16 protein-coding genes are annotated in these 17,909 nt (G+C 68.6%); 10 read left to right on the top strand and 6 right to left on the bottom strand.

The features are described from left to right. Nucleotides 1-2: 2 nt before the first annotated feature. Nucleotides 3-638: a biliverdin-producing heme oxygenase gene (locus AB0I51_RS00470; RefSeq protein WP_362969888.1), complete on the bottom strand. Its 636-nt coding sequence runs from the start codon at nucleotides 636-638 to the stop codon at nucleotides 3-5. Continuing rightward, nucleotides 635-1,756, bottom strand: coding sequence for a class 1 isoprenoid biosynthesis enzyme (locus AB0I51_RS00465; RefSeq protein ID WP_362969886.1), 1,122 nt, complete (start codon nucleotides 1,754-1,756; stop codon nucleotides 635-637). The genes AB0I51_RS00470 and AB0I51_RS00465 overlap by 4 nt, the downstream gene beginning before the upstream one ends. 209 nt (nucleotides 1,757-1,965) lie before the next feature. On the opposite strand from AB0I51_RS00465, the gene AB0I51_RS00460 reads away from it, so the two are divergent. The 6 genes from AB0I51_RS00460 to AB0I51_RS00435 all read left to right on the top strand — a co-directional run bounded on the left by AB0I51_RS00460 (nucleotide 1,966) and on the right by AB0I51_RS00435 (nucleotide 9,060). After that, entirely contained in the window at nucleotides 1,966-3,015 is a 1,050-nt protein-coding gene (locus AB0I51_RS00460; protein WP_362969884.1) for an ABC transporter substrate-binding protein, read from the top strand. Nucleotides 3,016-3,123: 108 nt separating this feature from the next. Further along, a complete protein-coding gene (locus AB0I51_RS00455) occupies nucleotides 3,124-3,945 on the top strand; it encodes a siderophore-interacting protein (protein ID WP_362969882.1) in 822 nt (273 codons plus the stop codon). A 100-nt stretch (nucleotides 3,946-4,045) separates the two neighbouring features. Then, complete coding sequence (desA, locus tag AB0I51_RS00450) at nucleotides 4,046-5,488, top strand: lysine decarboxylase DesA (protein ID WP_362969880.1); 1,443 nt, start codon at nucleotides 4,046-4,048, stop codon at nucleotides 5,486-5,488. Continuing rightward, a complete protein-coding gene (locus AB0I51_RS00445; protein WP_362969878.1) occupies nucleotides 5,472-6,749 on the top strand; it encodes a SidA/IucD/PvdA family monooxygenase in 1,278 nt (425 codons plus the stop codon). Before desA ends, AB0I51_RS00445 begins: the two co-directional genes overlap by 17 nt. Beyond that, nucleotides 6,746-7,285: a GNAT family N-acetyltransferase gene (locus tag AB0I51_RS00440; protein WP_362969876.1), complete on the top strand. Its 540-nt coding sequence runs from the start codon at nucleotides 6,746-6,748 to the stop codon at nucleotides 7,283-7,285. The genes AB0I51_RS00445 and AB0I51_RS00440 overlap by 4 nt, the downstream gene beginning before the upstream one ends. Then, entirely contained in the window at nucleotides 7,282-9,060 is a 1,779-nt protein-coding gene (locus AB0I51_RS00435; protein WP_362969874.1) for an IucA/IucC family siderophore biosynthesis protein, read from the top strand. The genes AB0I51_RS00440 and AB0I51_RS00435 overlap by 4 nt, the downstream gene beginning before the upstream one ends. Nucleotides 9,061-9,131: 71 nt before the next feature. Here AB0I51_RS00435 and AB0I51_RS00430 read toward each other — a convergent pair whose 3' ends face one another. Beyond that, nucleotides 9,132-10,721 (bottom strand): beta-N-acetylhexosaminidase, encoded by a 1,590-nt coding sequence (locus AB0I51_RS00430; protein WP_362969872.1) that lies wholly within the window; start codon nucleotides 10,719-10,721, stop codon nucleotides 9,132-9,134. An 83-nt stretch (nucleotides 10,722-10,804) separates the two neighbouring features. Here AB0I51_RS00430 and AB0I51_RS00425 point away from each other — a divergent pair, with 83 nt between their 5' ends. Next, nucleotides 10,805-11,683, top strand: a complete 879-nt coding sequence (locus AB0I51_RS00425; protein WP_362969870.1) for a DUF4429 domain-containing protein — start codon at nucleotides 10,805-10,807, stop codon at nucleotides 11,681-11,683. Nucleotides 11,684-11,743: 60 nt separating this feature from the next. Here the strand turns inward: AB0I51_RS00425 and AB0I51_RS00420 are convergent, their stop codons facing one another. Further along, the gene (locus AB0I51_RS00420; RefSeq protein ID WP_362969868.1) at nucleotides 11,744-13,321 is read right to left on the bottom strand and encodes a metallophosphoesterase family protein; all 1,578 of its coding nucleotides are present in this window, start codon (nucleotides 13,319-13,321) and stop codon (nucleotides 11,744-11,746) included. A 165-nt stretch (nucleotides 13,322-13,486) separates the two neighbouring features. Between AB0I51_RS00420 and AB0I51_RS00415 the strand changes: the two genes are divergently transcribed. Both AB0I51_RS00415 and glmS read left to right on the top strand, forming a co-directional pair. Next, complete coding sequence (locus AB0I51_RS00415; protein WP_317882618.1) at nucleotides 13,487-13,744, top strand: hypothetical protein; 258 nt, start codon at nucleotides 13,487-13,489, stop codon at nucleotides 13,742-13,744. 12 nt (nucleotides 13,745-13,756) lie between these two features. Next, complete coding sequence (gene glmS / locus AB0I51_RS00410; protein ID WP_362969866.1) at nucleotides 13,757-15,574, top strand: glutamine--fructose-6-phosphate transaminase (isomerizing); 1,818 nt, start codon at nucleotides 13,757-13,759, stop codon at nucleotides 15,572-15,574. 156 nt (nucleotides 15,575-15,730) lie between these two features. Here glmS and AB0I51_RS00405 read toward each other — a convergent pair whose 3' ends face one another. Next, nucleotides 15,731-16,294: a GPR1/FUN34/YaaH family transporter gene (locus AB0I51_RS00405; RefSeq protein ID WP_362969864.1), complete on the bottom strand. Its 564-nt coding sequence runs from the start codon at nucleotides 16,292-16,294 to the stop codon at nucleotides 15,731-15,733. Nucleotides 16,295-16,414: 120 nt separating this feature from the next. Beyond that, the gene (locus AB0I51_RS00400; protein ID WP_019065779.1) at nucleotides 16,415-16,942 is read right to left on the bottom strand and encodes a universal stress protein; all 528 of its coding nucleotides are present in this window, start codon (nucleotides 16,940-16,942) and stop codon (nucleotides 16,415-16,417) included. 313 nt (nucleotides 16,943-17,255) lie between these two features. Here AB0I51_RS00400 and AB0I51_RS00395 point away from each other — a divergent pair, with 313 nt between their 5' ends. Beyond that, entirely contained in the window at nucleotides 17,256-17,576 is a 321-nt protein-coding gene (locus AB0I51_RS00395) for a hypothetical protein (RefSeq protein ID WP_362969862.1), read from the top strand. The last annotated feature ends 333 nt before the right edge of the window (nucleotides 17,577-17,909 follow it).

Below are 17,909 nucleotides of genomic sequence, written 5' to 3'. Positions count from 1 at the left end.
GGCTACACCGGTTCGGGGGCCGGGCTGCCCAGCCCCACCGACAACTCCGCGGACATCAGGGCGACATGCCGGTAGGCACGCTCGGCGGCGGCCAACACCCTTTCCTGTACGGCGGGTTCGCCGAGCGCGCGGTCGAGGCGCTCGGTGAGGGCCGTCCAGCGGGCGCGGTCGCCGCTGCCGTAGTACGACGCGCCGTTCCCGTCCGTGAGCCCGTACGCCTCGGTGACGTACCGGAGCAGGAAGCGGGCGCCGAGGGTGGAGCCCTCCAACACGTAGAGGAAGCCGAGGAGTTCCGGGGGATCAGTGGCGGCGGTGCGCCGGATCTCGTCGGCGAACTCCATGGCGGCCGGGCAGGGTCCGGGGGTCGCGCCCAGGCTGGCGAAGTGGCGGAGGTCGCGTTCGAGGAGCGGGACCTTGCTCAGGTCCGGCGACCAGACCGCGCCGACGGACGAGCAGGTGGCCCCGCCGAGTTCGGCCTCCAGCGCCCGCAACACCAGGCCGTAGGCGGCCAGTTGGCGGACGTAGCGGTCGAGGGGAAGGGTGCCGGCGAGCATCGCGGTGGCGAATCCGGTGCGCTCCAGGGCTTCGTGCCGGGTACGGGTGCCGTTCCTCAGCCGTTGGGTCGCACTGTCCGTCATAAGCCGCTCCGCTGCCGGACCGTCGCGCGCAGGCGGTCGATGAGGTGGCCCTTGCGTTCGATCGTCACGTCGAAGTAGGCGGCGCTGCGCTCGGAGCGGCACACCCCGTGGACGGTGTCCTTCGCGGCCCGCTTCAGGGCCACGGCCTCCTCGGCGAGCGCGAGAAGCGTCCGCTCCAGTCGCGGGTGACCGAGAACGTACGGTTTGAATTCCGCTTCCGGCGGTGCGCCGTCGAGGAGTTCCAGGAGGACCCGGTTGCCGAGGCCGTCGAAGTCCTCGTGGGTGTTGGCGCCGCCGAGTTCCGGCACGAAGTCGGTCAGGTCGTTGAACAGCTGGCTGGCGAGACCGAGTTGGCGCATCGCGCCGTCCAGGGCGAGCCGGTCGTCCTCGACCACCCGCAGTCCCGCGACCGCCGCGTCGAGCGGCATCCGGAACAGGGTGCCGGTCTTGAGTGCGGCCGTCTCCTCCCAGAAGCCGACCCGGACGGCACGCGGCGCGGCCAGCAGTTCGGCGCGGGTGAGCGCCGTACGCGAGGACATGTCGACGGCCTGCCCGGTGAAGCCGTCGCCGACCGAGCGCACCAGGCTGTCCACGACGGCCGGGTCGGCCGCGTGCCGCAGCGCGGACATGATCAGCCAGGCGCCGGCGTTGAGGGCGAGCGGTATGCCGTGGACGGTGTGGAGGGCGGGTTCGCCGTAGCGGACGTCGCTGCCGTCCTGGATGTCGTCGAGGGCGACGGCGGCCTTCAGCAGAATCCTTACGGCAACTGCCGTGCGGCGGACGACGGCCAGTTCGGCGGCTGTTTCGTCTCCTGCGGTCAACTCACCGGGAAAACCCCGGTAGTTGCGGTAGGCCCAGTAGACCATCGAGGGGCGCAGCGGAGCCCGGCCGCCGGGTGTCGCGGCGGTGGGGGGCAGTGCCTGCTGGCCGATCCTGGAGCCGACGGCGTCGGCGACCGGTTCGTACAGGGAGCGCCGCAGTGCCGTGTCGTAGACGGAGGCCGCCGCCCGCGCCGGGGCGGTCAGTGAGCCGAGGAACTCGGCGAGGTCGTCCTCCAGCAGTGCCGCGTCGCCGCGCACCACCGCGTCCACATCCGTCGCTTCCACCGTGGTAGCCACTCCACCTCCGCGGGTCGCCGAGCGCCGGTGCACAGAGCTCGCTACGGACGAGCATGATCACAACGGACGTACAGGACAAGGTGGTTGAAAGCCAATGTACGCGGGGCGTGGGCGGCGGCCACCCCACCCACTGGACATTCAGTGAGGTTAGGCTAACCTACCTTCGAATTGTCCGGCGGGTGCTCCGCCCTGTTCGAAAGCAGCCACACATGTCCAACGCCCGTGCCACTCACCTCTCCCGCCGCGGCATCCTCGCCGCGGGCGGCGCCCTCGGCCTCGGCGCCGTGCTCGCAGCCTGCGGCGACGACGACGCGAAAAGCGGTGGCTCGGACAAGGAGACGACGGCCGCGAAGTCCGGGCCGTGGAGCTTCAAGGACGACCGCGGCCAGACCGCGAAGACCGACAGGACCCCGGCGAACATCGTCTCCTTCATCGGTGTCGCCGCCGCGCTGCACGACTACGGCATCGAGTCCAAGGGCGTCTTCGGGCCGACCAGACTGAAGGACGGCAAGGCCGACGTGCAGGCCGGTGACCTCGACATCGGCAAGGTCACGATCATCGGCAACGAGTGGGGCCAGTTCAACATCGAGAAGTACGCGGCCCTCTCCCCCGACGTCCTCATCACCACGATGTTCGACGCGACCGGCACGCTCTGGTACGTCCCGGAGGAGTCGAAGAAGAAGATCCTCGCCGTGGGCGCGCCGACCGTCGGCATCTCGGTGTACGACGTCCAGCTGCCGACGCCGCTCGCGCGCATGCTGGAGCTCGCCAGGTCCCTCGGCGCGGACACCACTTCTTCCACGATCACCGCGGCCAAGAAGCGGTTCGAGGAGGCCGCCGCACGGCTGCGCGCCGCCGCCAAGGCCAAGCCGGACATCAAGGTCCTCGCGGGGTCCGCGAGCCAGGACATCTTCTACGTCTCCGGGTCGGACCTCTCCGTCGACCTGGAGTACTACAAGGCTCTCGGCGTGAACTTCGTCGAGCCCTCGGCTGCCGCACTGAAGGCGAGCGGTGGCTGGTACGAGAACCTGAGCTGGGAGAACGTCGACAAGTACGGGGCGGACATCATCATGATGGACAACCGGACGTCGGCGATCCAGCCCGCGGACATCACTGAGGGCACGTGGAAGAAGCTGCCCGCGGTGAAGGCGAACCAGGTGATCGCCCGCAATCCCGAGCCGATTCTGTCGTACGCCAAGTGTGCGCCGTTGCTCGAGGATCTGGCGAAGGCGATCGAGAACGCGAAGAAGGTCAGCTGAATCTGGGGTGGTCTCGCTTTCGTGGGGAGCTGCGGGCCGGTTGCGGCCGGTCGCGCAGTTCCCCGCGCCCCTTTGGGGCGCCCCCTCCCGCTTCTTTGAAGGAACCCCATGACCGGTCCGTTCCGCTTCTTCTCACTCCACGTCTTGCGGGCGGAGCGGCTCGGGCCGTCTCTCGTCCGCGTCACCTTTGCCGGGGACGACCTGGCGCACTTCTTCTCCGACGGGTGCGATCAGTCCCTGTCGCTCTTCCTGCCGCAACCGGGTCAGCCGAAGCCCGCCGTGCCCTACGAGCTCGGTGACGGGTGGTGGCAGGCCTGGCGCGAACTGCCCGATGACGTACGGGCCGTGATGCGCTCGTACACACTCCGCGCGCTGCGCCGCGATCCCGACGAGATCGACATCGACTTCGTGCTGCACGAACCTGCCGGACCCGCCTCCCGGTGGGCGTCTCGCGCCTCCGCCGGGGACCGGGTCGTGGTGCTCGGTCCGGCCGTCGCGGACAACCGGGCGATTCGGTTCCGGCCGCCGGAGGACGCCGATCTCGTGGTCGTCTGGGGCGACTGGACCGCCGTGCCGGCCGTGTCCGCCATCCTCGAAGCGTTGCCCGCGGGCATGCGTGCCCGGGTGTGGCTGGAGGTCCAACATGCGGGTGACATCCAGGACTTGGTGACCGGGGCCGACGCCGAAGTCACCTGGCTGGTGCACGAGAACCAGGGCGCCGAGGGGTCCCCCATGGCCCTCGGCGCCCTGCGCGCGACCCAACTCCCCTACGCCGAGCGGCCGTACGTCTGGATCGCGGGCGAGTCCGGTCAAGTGAAGTCGTTGCGGCGGCACTTCGTGGGTGAGCGCGGGTTCGACCGGCGGCGGGTGACCTTCGTGGGGTACTGGCGGCAGGGGCTCAGCGAGGAGCAGTTGCGCGAAGCCGGGTGAGGCGCGAGTGACGGCAGTCACGGGAGGGGCAGGTTCCGAAAGATCTAAATTAGGTTAGCCTTACCTAAGTTCAAGCCCGTCCCCACCGGAGGACCCCCACATGCGCTCGCACCTGCTCAATGACACGACTGCGGAGCACTACCGCCGCTCCGTGACTCAAGGCGTGGAGCGGGTGGCGGCCAAACTCGCCACCACCGAACGACCGTTCACCGGCGTCACGGCCGACGCCCTCTCCCCCCTCATCGACCGGATCGACCTCGACCGACCGCTCCACGACACCGGCGCCGTGCTCGACGAGCTGGACGAGGTCTACCTGCGGGACGCGATCTACTTCCACCACCCCCGCTACCTCGCCCACCTCAACTGCCCGGTCGTCATCCCCGCGGTGCTCGGCGAGGCGGTGCTCTCCGCCGTCAACTCCTCCCTGGACACCTGGGACCAGTCGGCCGGCGGCACCCTCATCGAGCGCAAGCTGATCGACTGGACGAACGAACGGATCGGCCTCGGGCCGCACGCCGACGGGGTGTTCACCTCCGGCGGCAGCCAGTCCAACCTCCAGGCGCTGCTGCTGGCCCGCGAGGAGTCGAAGACCGACAGCCTGGCCAAACTGCGTGTCTTCGCCTCCGAGGTCAGCCACTTCAGCGTGAAGAAGTCCGCGAAACTGCTGGGACTCGGGCAGGACGCCGTCGTGTCGATACCCGTCGGCGCCGACAAGCGGATGCAGACGGTCGCGCTCGCCCGGGAGTTGGAGCGCTGCAAGAACGCCGGTCTTGTCCCCATGGCCGTCGTCGCCACCGCAGGCACCACCGACTTCGGCTCCATCGACCCGCTGCCCGAAGTCGCCGAGCTGTGCGAGCAGTTCGGGGTGTGGATGCACATCGACGCGGCCTACGGCTGCGGGCTGCTCGCCTCCCTCAAGCACCGGAGCCGCATCGACGGCATCGAACGCGCCGACTCGGTCACCGTGGACTACCACAAGTCCTTCTTCCAGCCGGTGAGTTCGTCCGCCCTGCTGGTCCGCGACGCCGACACCCTGCGCCACGCGACCTACCACGCGGACTACCTCAACCCGCGCCGCATGGTGCAGGAGCGCATCCCCAACCAGGTCGACAAGTCCCTGCAGACCACCCGCCGCTTCGACGCGCTCAAGCTGTGGATGACGCTGCGCGTGATGGGCGCCGACGGTATCGGCCAACTCTTCGACGAGGTCTGCGACCTGGCCGAGGAGGGGTGGCGACTCCTTGCCGCCGATCCGCGGTTCGACGTGGTCGTCGAGCCCTCGCTCTCCACCCTCGTCTACCGCTACATCCCGGCCGCCGTCACCGACCCGGCCGAGATCGACCGCGCCAACCTGTACGCACGCAAGGCCCTGTTCGCCTCCGGTGACGCGGTGGTCGCGGGCACAAAGGTCGCCGGCCGCCACTACCTGAAGTTCACCCTGCTCAACCCCGAGACGACGGCCGACGACATCGCCGCCGTCCTCGACCTGATCGCCGGCCACGCCGAGCAGTACCTGGGAGAGTCCCTTGACCGCGCTTCCTGAACCCGCCGGCAGGACCTACGACTTCGTGGGGATCGGGCTCGGGCCCTTCAACCTCGGCCTCGCCTGCCTCACCGAGCCGATCGCCGAACTCGACGGGATCTTCCTGGACTCGAAGCCCGACTTCGAGTGGCACGCCGGCATGTTCCTCGACGGCGCCCACCTCCAGACCCCGTTCATGTCGGACCTGGTCACCCTCGCCGACCCGACCTCGCCGTACTCCTTCCTCAACTACCTGAAGGAGAAGGGGCGTCTGTACCCCTTCTACATCCGCGAGAACTTCTATCCGCTGCGGGTCGAGTACGACGACTACTGCCGGTGGGCCGCCAACAGGCTCACCAACGTGCGCTTCGGCACGACTGTCACCGAGGTGACGTACGAGGACGAGGTCTACGTCGTCCGGACCGAGGCCGGTGACCTCTACCGCGCCCGGCACCTGGTCCTGGGCACCGGCACCCCTCCCTACCTCCCCGAGGCCGTCGCCGGTCTGGGCGGCGACTTCATCCACAACTCCCGCTATGTGCAGCACAGAGCGGAGTTGCAGGCCAAGGAGTCGATCACGCTGGTGGGCAGCGGGCAGTCCGCCGCCGAGATCTACTACGACCTGCTCAGTGAGATCGACGTCCACGGCTACGAGTTGAACTGGGTCACACGCTCGCCGCGCTTCTTCCCACTGGAGTACACGAAGCTCACGCTGGAGATGACCTCCCCTGAGTACATCGACTACTTCCACGCGCTGCCCGAGCAGACCCGCTACCGCCTCACGGCCGAGCAGAAGGGCCTCTTCAAGGGCATCGACGGCGACCTCGTCAACGAGATCTTCGACCTGCTGTACCAGAAGAAGGTCGGCGGACCCGTTCCCACCCGGCTGCTCACCAACTCCTCGCTGAACGACGTCACCTACCGCGACGGCGTCTACGAACTCGGGCTGCGCCAGGAGGAGCAGGGGAAGGACTACACCCTGCGCTCGCAGGGACTGATCCTCGCCACCGGCTACAAGTACGCCGAGCCGGAGTTCCTCAAGCCCGTGCACGAGCGGCTGCGCTACGACTCGCGTGGCAACTTCGACATCGCGCGCAACTACTCGATCGACACCACGGGCCGGGGCGTCTTCCTGCAGAACGCGGGCGTCCACGCGCACAGCATCACCTCCCCTGACCTGGGCATGGGCGCGTACCGCAACTCGTACATCATCCGTGAGCTGCTCGGCACCGAGTACTACCCGGTCGAACAGACCATCGCGTTCCAGGAGTTCGCCGTATGACCTTCACCTTCCGCCCCCTGGACCCGCTGCGGGACGCCGAGTTGCTGCACCGGTGGGTCACCCATCCCAAGTCCGCGTACTGGATGATGCAGGACGCGAGACTGGAGGACGTCGAGCGCGCCTACGTGGAGATCGCGGCCGACGAGCACCAGCACGCGCTGCTCGGGCTCCAGGACGGGGTGCCCGTCTTCCTGATGGAGCACTACGACCCGGGGTATCGCGAACTGGTCGGGCTGTACGAGCCGTTGGCCGGTGATGTCGGCATGCACTTCCTGACGCCGGCCACCGGGACGCCCGTCCACGGCTTCACCCGTGCGGTGATCACCGCGGTGATGGCCCGGCTCTTCGAGGACCCGGCCGTCGCACGGGTCGTCGTGGAACCGGACGTGTCCAACACCGCCGTGCACGCCCTGAACGAGGCGGTCGGGTTCGTGCCCGAGCGCGAGATCCAGAAGCCGGAGAAGAAGGCCTTGTTGAGCTTCTGCACACGGGAACAGTTCCTGACCGCAACGGCCGCCGCGGCGGTGACCGCATGACTCTCGCCGACGCCGTGGCCCATCTCTCCCCCGAACGCTGGGAGAAGGCCAACCGCCAGCTGATCCGCAAGGCCCTCGCCGAGTTCGCGCACGAGCGGCTGATCACTCCCGAACCGGCCGCGCAGGACCGCGACTTGTACGTCGTCCGCAGCGACGACGGCCTGACCCGCTACCGGTTCACCGCCACCCGGCACGCCCTCGACCACTGGCAGATCGACGCCGACTCCATCACCCGGCACCGTGACGGCACCGAACTCCCACTCGCCGCCCTGGAGTTCTTCATCGAGCTGCAGGAGTCGCTCGGACTGAGCGAGGCGATCCTGCCGGTCTATCTGGAGGAGATCTCCTCCACCCTCTCCGGCACCTGCTACAAGCTCACCAAGCCGCAGATCCCGGTCGCCGAGCTGGTGACGAGCGACTTCCAGGCCATAGAGACGGGGATGACCGAGGGCCACCCCTGCTTCGTCGCCAACAACGGGCGGCTCGGCTTCGGCATCCACGACTACCTCTCGTACGCCCCCGAGACCGCGAGCCCGGTCCGGCTGCTCTGGCTGGCCGCGCACCGCTCACGGGCGGCGTTCACGGCGGGCGTGGGCATCGAGTACGAGTCGTTCGTCAAGGGCGAGTTGGGCAGCGCCACACTCGACCGCTTCGGCGCCACCCTCACGGACCGGGGTCTCCACCCCGACGACTACCTCCTCATCCCCGTCCACCCCTGGCAGTGGTGGAACAAGCTCACAGTCACCTTCGCCGCCGAGGTCGCCCGCGGCCACCTCGTCTGCCTCGGCGAGGGCGACGACGAGTACCTCGCCCAGCAGTCCATCCGGACCTTCTTCAACAGGTCGAACCCCGAGAAGCACTACGTGAAGACGGCCCTGTCCGTCATCAACATGGGCTTCATGCGCGGACTCTCGGCCGCCTACATGGAGGCGACCCCGGCGATCAACGACTGGCTCGCCCAACTCATCGAGAACGACCCGGTGTTGAAGTCCACCGGCCTGACGATCATCCGCGAGCGGGCCGCCGTCGGCTACCGGCACCTGGAGTACGAGGCGGCGACCGACCGCTACTCGCCGTACCGCAAGATGCTCGCCGCCCTGTGGCGCGAGAGCCCGGTGCCGTCGCTCCGGGACGGCGAGTCCCTGGCGACGATGGCCTCGCTGGTGCACCTGGACCACGAGGGCGCGTCCTTCGCCGGCGCGCTGGTCGAGCGCTCGGGGCTGGCCCCGGTGGAGTGGCTGCGGCGCTATCTGCGGGCGTACTTCACCCCGCTGCTGCACAGCTTCTACGCCTACGACCTGGTGTTCATGCCGCACGGCGAGAACGTGATCCTCGTCCTGAAGGACGGTGTCGTCCAGCGCGCGATCTACAAGGACATCGCCGAGGAGATCGCTGTCATGGACCCGGACGCGGTGCTGCCGCCGACGGTGGAGCGGCTGCGGGTCGAGGTCCCCGAGGACAAGAAGCTCCTGTCCATCTTCACCGACGTCTTCGACTGCTTCTTCCGCTTCCTCGCCGCCAACCTGGCCGCCGAAGGCGTCCTGGAGGAGGCCGACTTCTGGCGAACGGTCGCGGAGGTCACCCGCGAGTACCAGGACTCGGCGCCCGAACTCGCCGACAAGTTCCGGCAGTACGACATGTTCGCCCCCGAGTTCTCGCTGTCCTGCCTCAACCGGCTCCAGCTGCGCAACAACGAGCAGATGGTGGACCTGGCTGACCCGTCCGGCGCGCTCCAGCTCGTCGGCACCCTGAAGAACCCGATCGCCGGGTTCTGACCCCACAAACAGGCGGGCACCCCGGAGTACGGTCCTCCGGGGTGCCCGCCTCATGCCCGAATGCAGCTCGACTAACTTGCGGGCCAGGGCACTTGGGGCGACCGGTAGTAGTCGATCCCGAGGGCGTCCCAGCGCGGGGCCTGCGCCGCGAGCCGCACCTTGTAGGTGTCCCAGTCGTGCGTCGAGGCCGGCGACCAGCCCAGCTCGGCCACGCCCGGCAGCCGCGGGAAGGCCATGTAGTCGATGTTCGCGCCGGTCACGATGGTCTCCGACCACAGCGGTGCCTCGACGCCCCGGATCGCCGAACTCGGCACCCCGGCAAGGTAGTTGCCCGGGTCCCAGTCGTAGGACCGCTTCACCTCGACCAGACCCGCCCAGTCCTGGCCGAGCGGGGTGTCCTCGGTGTACTTCATGTCGAGGTAGACCCGGTCGGCGGGCGAGAGGATCAGCCCGGTGCCGTTCTTCGCGGCCTCGGCGACCTGGGCCTTCTCGGCTGCGTCGGTGTCGTCGAGTCCCCAGTACTGGGCGAGGGCACCCTTGATCGGATGCGCTCCGGTGATCTGGTGCCAGGCGATCACCGTCTTGCCGTACTTGGCGACGATCGGCTGGACCCGGTCCATGAACTTGACGTAGTCCTCATGGCTGGTGGAGTGCGCCTCGTCGCCGCCGATGTGCAGATAGCGGCCCGGGGTGAGCGCGGCGAGCTCGCGGATCACGTCGTCCACGAAGCTGTAGGTGACGTCCTTGCCGACGCACAGCGAGCTGAAGCCGACGTCCGTGCCCGTGTAGAGCGGGGGCGCCACGCCGTCGCAGTTCAGGTCGGCGTAGGAGGCGAGGGCCGCGTTGGTGTGCCCGGGCATGTCGATCTCCGGGACGACCTCCAGGAAACGCGAAGCGGCGTAGCGGACGATCTCCTTGTAGTCGTCCTTGGTGTAGTAGCCGCCCGCGCCGCCGCCGACCTCGGTCGAGCCGCCGTAGGTCGCCAGGCGCGGCCAGGAGTTGACGGCGATGCGCCAGCCCTGGTCGTCACTGAGGTGCAGATGCAGTTCGTTGATCTTGTAGAGGGCCAACTCGTCGATGTAGCGCTTGACTTGGTCGACGGTGAAGAAGTGCCGGGAGACGTCGAGCATCGCGCCGCGGTAGGCGTAGCGCGGGGAGTCCTCGATGGTGCCGCCCGCGATCTGCCAGGGGCCGCGCTGCACGGAGTTCTTCTCGACGGCGGCGGGCAGGAGTTGGCGCAGGGTCTGGACGCCGTGGAAGAGTCCGGCGGGCCTGCCCGCGGTGATGGTGACACCGGAGGTCCCGCTGACCAGCCGGTAGCCCTCGGCGCCGAACGTGCCCTTGGACAGTCGGAGTTGGATGCCGCCCTTGCCCCGCGAGGTGACGGGCAGGCGGTAGCCGGTGGAGGGGCGCAGGATGCCCGCGAGGTACTCGCCGATCCGGCGCGACTCACGTGTGTCGTCGACGCGGATCCGGGTGCCGCTCGTGATCCGGTACGGGTGTCCCGCCGGGGTGACCTTGGCGGGCGCCGGGACCACCCGGCCCAGCGGGGTGACGGCGGCGGGCCCGGCGGAGGGCGCGGCGCCGACGACGGACACGCTCGCGGCGGCGACGAGCAGCAGCGAACCGAGGAGGCGGGTCGTTCTGTGGCGCTGTCTCACAAGGTGTCTCACAAGCGGTCCCTTCCATGCAGCCGGACAGGTACAGACCATTCTGTCGCCAAGGCGATGGAACAATCCCCCCTATGGCGGAAATCATCCAGAAGGACGGCACCTGGATCTTCGACGGCGACGCCCTGCGGCTTACTCCCGGACGGGACAGGAACGTCGGTCTGTTCCGCAGGACGCTGGGCGAACTCGTCGTCCCCCTGGGCGCGTTGGCGGGCGTCTCGTTCGAGCAGGGCCGGAAGTCGGGGCGGCTGCGACTGCGGCTGCGCGACGGCGCCGACCCGCTGCTGCACGCCACCGGCGGCAGGCTCGCCGAGGGCGACGACCCCTATCAGCTCGCCGTCGAGTCGGACCGTTACGGCGTCGCCGAGTACTTCGTGGACGAGGTGCGGGGCGCCCTGCTGCTCGACGAGGTCCCGGCGGACCCGGTGGCCGAATACCTGCTGCCGGGCCCGGCCGTGCCGCTCTCCGTGTCGGCCGGGGACGGCACCGCGAGCTTCGACGGCGAGCATGTACGGCTGGAGTGGAACTGGAAGACCGAGGACGCCAAGTCCGCCGCCGGTGCCCGCGCCCTCGCCGTCACGGACCTCGTCGGCGTGGAGTGGCGCCCGTCGGCCGGGCTGGAGAACGGCTACATCCGCTTCGCGGTGCGCCACGCGCCGACCAAGGCGCCGCCCAAGTACGACCCCAACTCCGTGGAGCTGTGGGGCTTCAAGAAGGACCCGTTGATGGCCCTGATCGCCGCGGCCGTACAGGCCCGGCTCCCGCACCCCGCCGCCGAACCGGACGTACGGACCGAACGGCCCGAACCTGCCCGGCAGTTGACGGCCGCGACGGAGGACGGCCACGACGCGCTGCTGCGGCGGCTGCGGGAACTCGGCGAGCTGCACCGGGACGGGGTGCTCACGGACGAGGAGTTCTCGATGGCCAAACAGGCGGTCCTCAAACGCATGTGAGGACCGCCCGATCGCTGAACTGCGCCCTGCCTTCCGGGCGTAACTCTGTTGTTTCCGTGCTTACTTGGCCTTGCGGGCGACCGTGAAGCGGTCGATCTCGGCGCCGGTCTCGGCGATGCCGCGGACCGTCAGGGTGGCCGTACGGCCCTTGTGCGCGGGCTGGACGTCCACGCGCAGGAACGAGTAGTTGAGGTAGCGCACGCGCGACCAGGCGACCGTCTCGTTGACCTTGCCGTCCTTCGTGTTGATGAAGGCGGCGACCGAGTCGAGGTCGTTGACGTGACCCTCGTAGGAGTCGGGGGCGGAGAACGCGTACAGACTGCGGCCGGCCGCACCCGCCGTCACGTAGACGACACCCTCGGTCTCCGGGTACGCCGTGCCGCCGATCGGCAGCTTCTTGACGACGGCGTTCTTCTTGATGACGTCGGTGCGCTCGTACTGGTGGTTGTGGCCGTTGATGACCAGATCCACCGTGTACTTCTCGAACAGCGGCACCCACTCGTTGCGCACTCCCCCCTCCGAGGAGTGCGCGGTGGAGGTGCAGTACGCGCAGTGGTGGAAGAAGATCACCACGAAGTCGATGTCCTTGGACGCGCGGAACTTCTTGAGCTGCGCCTCCAGCCACGTGGTCTGGGTGCCGCCGGAGATGCCGAGGTTGGCCGGGATCTCGAAGGACACGTCGTTGGCGTCCAGCGAGATGACCGCCGTGTTGCCGTAGACGAAGGAGTAGACGCCCGGGAGGTGCTCCTTGTCCGGGCCGTTGTCCGGCAGGGTCCAGCGGGCGTCCTCGCCGCCGTAGCCGTTGGGCGAGTACCAGGCCTCCATGTCGTGGTTGCCGTAGGCGGGCATCCACGGCACGGACTTGGCGACCGACTCGGTCTGGGCGAGGAACTGGTCCCAGATCCGCGAGTCGAAGCCGGTGTCGGCGGTCTTGCCCTGGCCGGCCGGGTCGGCGTAGGCGATGTCGCCGGCGTGCAGGTGGAAGGCCGGGTTCTGGGCGAGCAGCAGGCTGTCGTTGGCGAGCCCGTGGTAGCCGACGCCCTCGTCGCCGAAGGCCGTGAAGGTGAACGGCTTCTTGTGGTCGGGGGCGGTGGTGAAGGTGCCCAGCGTGCCGAGCAGATGGGGCTCGGCCGGGTCGAAGCCCGCGTGGCCCACGCCGTAGTAGTAGGTCCGGCCCGGACGCAGGTGGGTCAGCTTGGCGTGCAGGTAGTACTGGGTGTGGTCACCGCTCGCGCCGACGCCCGCCGGGGTGTAGAGGGTGCGCACCTCGGCCTCGATCTTGCGGGAGAGGTCCCAGGGGTGCGCGCCGATCCGGACGAACGGCTTCTTGACGTCGGCCGGGACCTGCCAGGAGACCGTGACCTCGCTGCTCGGGTCGTTGCCGAACGCGAGGTGCCGGCCGAACGGGGAGACGAGGGCCCCGTCGATCGACTCGCCGGAGATGGAGGCATAGGTGGCGGAGGCCTGGCTGGGGACGGCCGCCTGGGCGACCGCGCCCGGCACGAACACGCCACCGGCGACGGCGCCGAGGGTCACGGCGCCGCCTCTGATCATGGTGCGCCGGGAGAATTTCGAGCGTAGGTACTCGTGCTGCTCGGCCATGCTCATGCGCTCGGCGAGCTCCGCGGGTACTCCCATACGAGGAATGTCCATGGCGACTGAAACTCGTCCATATGAGCAACGAGGCGCAAGACACAGGATGGACAGCTTACGAACAGAGCCCCATAAGAATTTCAACAGCCGATTGCCCGATATCGGGCAGGATTCTTGCAAACCCTCCTTCGGTACTCCAGGATCAACCGGGTGCACGACGAACTCGTTGATCATCTGACGCGCTCCACGCCCCTCAACCGGGGCGAGGCACTGCGGGTGATCCAGGACGTGCTCGCCTACTTCGACGAGACGACCGAGGACTACGTCCGTCGCCGCCACCGCGAGCTCCAGGCCCAGGGCCTGGTGAACGCGACGATCTTCGACCGGATCGAGGCGGACCTGAAATACCGGGCGGTCGCACCGCCGGAGCTCACGCTCCGGCAGCTGCGCCGCATCGTCTACGGCTAGGAACACGTATATATGTGCGGAATCGTCGGTTACATCGGCAAGCGTGACGTTGCTCCGCTTCTGCTGGAGGGCCTGCAGCGGCTGGAGTACCGCGGCTACGACTCGGCGGGCATCGCCGTCACGACCCCGAAGACGGCCGGCCTGAAGATGGTCAAGGCCAAGGGCCGGGTCCGTGACCTGGAGGCCAAGGTCCCGGCGCGCTTCAAGGGAACCACCGGCATCGCCCACACCCGCTGGGCCACGCACGGCGCCCCGTCCGATGTGAACGCCCACCCGCACCTGTCGGCCGACAGCAAGGTCGCCGTCGTCCACAACGGCATCATCGACAACGCCTCCGACCTCCGGAAGAAGCTGGAGGCCGACGGCGTCGAGTTCCTCTCCGAGACCGACACCGAGGTCCTCACCCACCTCATCGCCCGCTCCCAGGCGGAGACCCTGGAGGAGAAGGTCCGCCAGGCACTCCGGGTGATCGAGGGGACGTACGGCATCGCCGTCCTGCACGCCGACTTCCCCGACCGCATCGTGGTGGCCCGAAACGGCTCCCCGGTGGTCCTCGGCATCGGCGAGAAGGAGATGTTCGTCGCCTCGGACATCGCCGCACTCGTCACCCACACGCGCCAGATAGTGACCCTCGACGACGGCGAGATGGCGACCCTCAAGGCCGACGACTTCCGGACATACACCACCGAGGGCACCCGCACCACGTCCGAGCCCACCACCGTCGAGTGGGAGGCCGCCTCCTACGACATGGGCGGCCACGAGACCTACATGCACAAGGAGATCTTCGAGCAGGCCGAGGCCGTGGACCGCGTGCTGCGCGGCCGTATCGACGACCGCTTCTCCACCGTGCACCTCGGCGGCCTCAACCTGGACGCCCGCGAGGCCCGGCAGATCCGCCGCGTGAAGATCCTCGGCTGCGGCACCTCGTACCACGCGGGCATGATCGGCGCCCAGATGATCGAGGAGCTGGCCCGCATCCCCGCGGACGCCGAGCCCGCCTCCGAGTTCCGCTACCGCAACGCGGTCGTCGACCCGGACACGCTCTACATCGCGGTCTCCCAGTCCGGCGAGACGTACGACGTCCTCGCCGCGGTCCAGGAGCTGAAGCGCAAGGGCGCCCGGGTGCTGGGCGTGGTGAACGTCGTCGGCTCGGCGATCGCCCGCGAGGCGGACGGCGGCATGTACGTGCACGCCGGCCCCGAGGTCTGTGTCGTCTCGACCAAGTGCTTCACCAACACCACAGTGGCGTTCGCCCTGTTGGCGCTCCACCTCGGCCGCACCCGTGACCTCTCGGTCCGCGACGGCAAGCGCATCATCGAGGGCCTGCGCAGGCTGCCGGCCCAGATCTCCGAGATCCTGGAGCGGGAGGAGGAGATCAAGAAGCTGGCCGCCGAGTACGCCGAGGCCCGCTCGATGCTCTTCATCGGCCGCGTCCGCGGCTACCCGGTGGCACGCGAGGCCTCCCTGAAGCTCAAGGAGGTCTCGTACATCCACGCCGAGGCCTACCCCGCCTCGGAGTTGAAGCACGGCCCCCTCGCCCTGATCGAGCCCGCCCTCCCCACGGTCGCGATCGTCCCCGACGACGATCTCCTGGAGAAGAACCGCGCCGCCCTGGAGGAGATCAAGGCCCGCAGCGGCCGCATTCTCGCGGTGGCCCACCAGCACCAGGAGAAGGCCGACCAGACGATCGTCGTCCCGAAGAACGAGGACGAGCTGGACCCGATCCTGATGGGCATTCCGCTCCAACTCCTCGCCTATCACACGGCGTTGGTGCTCGGGCGGGACATCGACAAGCCGAGGAACCTCGCGAAGTCGGTGACGGTGGAGTAGGGCTTTCGTCTTTTGTTTTTTTGGGGGCGCGGGGCTGCATCGATCTGCGGCTCCGCCGCGTGGGCGCGAGCAACCCCCACCGGCCGGTAGCGGCCGACGAACGGAAAAGCCCCCCACGTGTGCCTCATACACGTGGGGGGCCTTTCCAACTGCCGGTCAACTGGTAGCCGTCACGCCCCGACCCGCAGTCCGACGAGGAAGAACCGTCGGCCAGTGCGCAAGAGCCGCCGTCGCCGAATACCAGGCAACAGCCCCCGCAGCGACACCGAACCACCCCCCGACCTTGCTCAGCCCGTCGTTGCCGGCGAACTGCGCGATGGCGAGAAGCACGAGGGAGACGAAGAACAACCCGTATGCCCCCTGGGTGAGTTGATCCCCACCCGCGAGGGTCACCGAGAGAGCGACCAGGGCGAACAGGACCAGGAACAGCCCCGCCGCGTTGTCCGAGGCGGAGCCACCCGCGCTGACGGCCCAGGTGAACCAGAGCGCGCCGAACGCCGAGAAGGCCGTACCAGTGGTGGTGTCGCCGTCGCGGAACGCGAACAGTCCGGCGACGAAGAGGGCAACTCCGCCCACATAGTGGGCCAGTGACACGGCGTCAGCGGCCGAGACCCCGTTGATGACATCCGTGTACCCGAGCCCGAAGGCCAACAGGGTGATTCCCAGGGCGAGTCGGCCGACGATCGAGGTGGTGCTTCCCGCGGAGACGTCATTGTCCACGGCGGGCTCCCTTCATGCATGTGCGGTTGTGCGGTGTGACCGATATATGCCCTTCACAAGGGCACAAACACCTCTGCACAGCAGTGAATTCGGAGCCGACCGACGAGTTGGACCTACGAGTTACGGGATGACGACGACGGGCCGCTGCGCCCGCTTCGCGAGCCGCCCCGCGACGGAGCCGAAGATGCGTCCGACGATGCCGTGGGTCGAGCCCACGACGATCGCGTCCGCCTCGTACTCCCGCCCCACCTCTTCGAGTTCGTGGCAGATGTCGCCACCGCGCTCGACCAGGATCCAGGGGACTTCGGCGAGGTATTCCGCACACGCCAGCTCAAGACCCAGCACCTCGGTGCGGTGATCCGGCACATCGACGAAGACCGGTGGTTCGCAGCCCGCCCACACCGTGGTGGGCAGCCGGTTGGCGACATGCACGATGACCAGGCCCGAGCCCGAGCGGTGTGCCATGCCGATGGCGTACGCGAGGGCACGCTCACTGGACGTGGAGCCGTCGAAACCGACGACGACGCCGTGCTTGAAGGCGGGATCGCAGGAATGGCGTGGCTGTTCCGCCGCCAGGGGCTCGGCCGCCGTGGGATCGGCGACGGGCCGCTTGCGGTCCGCGGGTTCAAAAGATTCGTGACCGGCCATGGGTGTCTCGGCTTTTTGATCCTCTTGGGAGGGGACAACAGTGTGCGGCGGAGCTGTGTCCGGGAATCATCTTCCCAACCCCATACCCCCAAGGGTACGGCGCCAGTCCTCCTTAGCCCATATCCCGCACATGCTCCGGCGGAGTTCCCCGGAGCATGCACGAGGGGGCGCCCGTAACGCAATGGTTGCTGCCCCGTACAGGCGGTTTGCACAGGATTCACTTATCCCCGCGTCCACCCATGAGCTGCCCTACAGTGACCGACGCATCGAACAAGCGTTGAACCCGGCGAACCACCGCCCCAGGGAGCACGCCATGTCCGGACACCGCACGACCTCCGAGGCACACACCGGCCCGGACACCGCCACCGATGTGGTCCGCTGGGCGGTCTTCAGCTGCGTCCTCGTCTCCCTGGTCCTCCTCTGGTACGGCGCCTCGCTCGCCGGCGCCACCGGCACGGCCCTCGGTCTCGCGGCCGTCACCGCCGCCTGCCGGGTGCTGCTGCGCCGCTCGGAGCGGGGCGCGGCCCGGCTGCTGGACGAGGAGGAGTCCCCGCACCGCGGCCACCGGCACCGGGCGGCGGCGGGGGCGCACCGGGGCGGCCGGCACGCCGGAGGAAGTACACCGGTCGACTGACCGGTTTCCGCGCACGCGCCCGACGCTTTTCAGCCAACTTCCGGCCACCGCGCATCTGTTGTCCGAACCACCCCCCAACCCCCGTTCCACCTGCACCGAAAGGGCCTGGGAGGCCCTGCGCACCCTACGGGGATTGGCCACTACGGGGAGGCGCACTTCCCTGCACGGCCCACGAGTGCAACGCTTCGTGATCGAATGCTTCACGCCAAGTTGCCATGTCGACAATGTGCCGGTTGCCGAACTGGTCACCCCGGCACCACTGGACACAGTAGATTCGATCTTGACGTCTTACGGCGGGGGACTCGTGCAGGACCGAGGGGAAACGTGCAGGAG

The organism is Streptomyces sp. NPDC050549 (assembly GCF_040655035.1).
Classification (GTDB): Bacteria; Actinomycetota; Actinomycetes; order Streptomycetales; family Streptomycetaceae; genus Streptomyces.
Note: the sequence above shows the minus strand (reverse complement) of the source record. Positions and strands in the feature narration are given on the sequence as shown.